Source organism: Ideonella azotifigens (assembly GCF_006519715.1).
GTDB lineage: Bacteria > Pseudomonadota > Gammaproteobacteria > Burkholderiales > Burkholderiaceae_C > Ideonella > Ideonella azotifigens.
The window spans coordinates 1-1,288 of sequence record NZ_VIDT01001083.1 but is presented as its reverse complement, the minus strand read 5'-3'; the positions used below and the strand labels follow the sequence as shown (position 1 = coordinate 1,288).

Sequence of the window (1,288 nt, the reverse complement as noted above, 5' to 3'; positions counted from 1 at the left end):
GGCTACCAGGTGCAGGTGCTGGAGTACCAGCAGCGCGCCGGTGGCCGGGCCTGGACGCTGCGCGGCGGCGACCGCTACACCGAGCTGGGTGGCGCCACGCAGCACTGCCAGTTCGACCCGGGCCTGTACTTCAATCCCGGCCCCTGGCGCATTCCGCACCACCACCATGGCGTGCTGGACTACGCCAAGCGTTTCCAGGTGCCGCTGGAGCCGTTTGTGCAGGTCAACCACAACGCCTACCTGCACAGCCTCGACGCGTTTGGCGGCAGGCCGCAGCGCTTCCGCGAAGTGCAGGCGGACTTCAACGGCCAGGTCGCTGAACTGCTGGCCCGGCTGGCGCCGGCCGCCAAACTCGATGCAGCGGTCAGCAAGGACGACCTGGACCAGCTGCGCGAGGCCTTGCGGGGCTGGGGCGCATTGGACAAGGACTTTCGCTACACGGCGGGCTTCCACAGCGCCGACCGGCGCGGCTGGCAGGTGCCGCCGGCCGGCGGGTTGATGCCGGCGCCGGTGCCTTCGCAGCCTGTTGCGCTGAGTGACCTGCTCAAGAGCGGGCTGTGGCGCGGGCTGGCCGATGGCCATGGCTACGAGTACCAGACGACGATGTTCCAGCCGGTCGGCGGCATGGATCGCATTGCGCAGGCGATCTACCGCGAGGTGGCGCCGCTGGTCACGCTGGATGCCAAGGTCACCGGCATTGCGCAGGACGGGCGTGGCGTGACGGTGCGCTATTTGCGCGACGGTGCGAGCGAGCAGGTCGCGCAGGCCGACTGGTGTGTCTGCACGCTGCCGCTGTCGGTGCTGGGACAGTTGGCGCTGCAGGTGCAGCCGGCGCTGCAGGCCGCCATCGAGGCGGTGCCGTATGCCGCGGCGGTGAAGGTGGGGCTGCAGTTCCGCCGCCGCTTCTGGGAGGAAGACGAGCGCATCTTCGGCGGCAACACCCGCACCGACCTGCCGATCACGCAGATCGGCTACCCGTCGACCGACTTCAACCGCGGCGGCAAGGGTGTGCTGCTGGGCGCCTACGTGTGGGGGCCCAATGCCTTCGAGTTGAGCGGCATGGCGCCCGAGCAGCGGGTGCGCATTGCGCTCGAACAGGGTGCCCGCATCCACCCACAGTACCCGGCCGAGTTCGAGAACGGGATGTCGGTCGCCTGGCACCGCATGCCGGCCACGCTGGGTTGTTTTGCCGAGTGGCGCGACGAGCTGCGCGCGGCGCACTACGCGAACCTGTGCGCCGTCGACGGCCGGGTTGTGCTGGCCGGCGAACACGCTTCGCTGCTGCCGG

Annotated in this window: 1 protein-coding gene; it reads left to right on the top strand. The window is 69.9% G+C overall.

Translation table 11 applies throughout. The features are described 5' to 3' along the window. Positions 1-1,288 (top strand): flavin monoamine oxidase family protein (locus FKP22_RS30745; protein ID WP_141291975.1); only part of this gene is annotated, 1,288 nt, incomplete at both ends.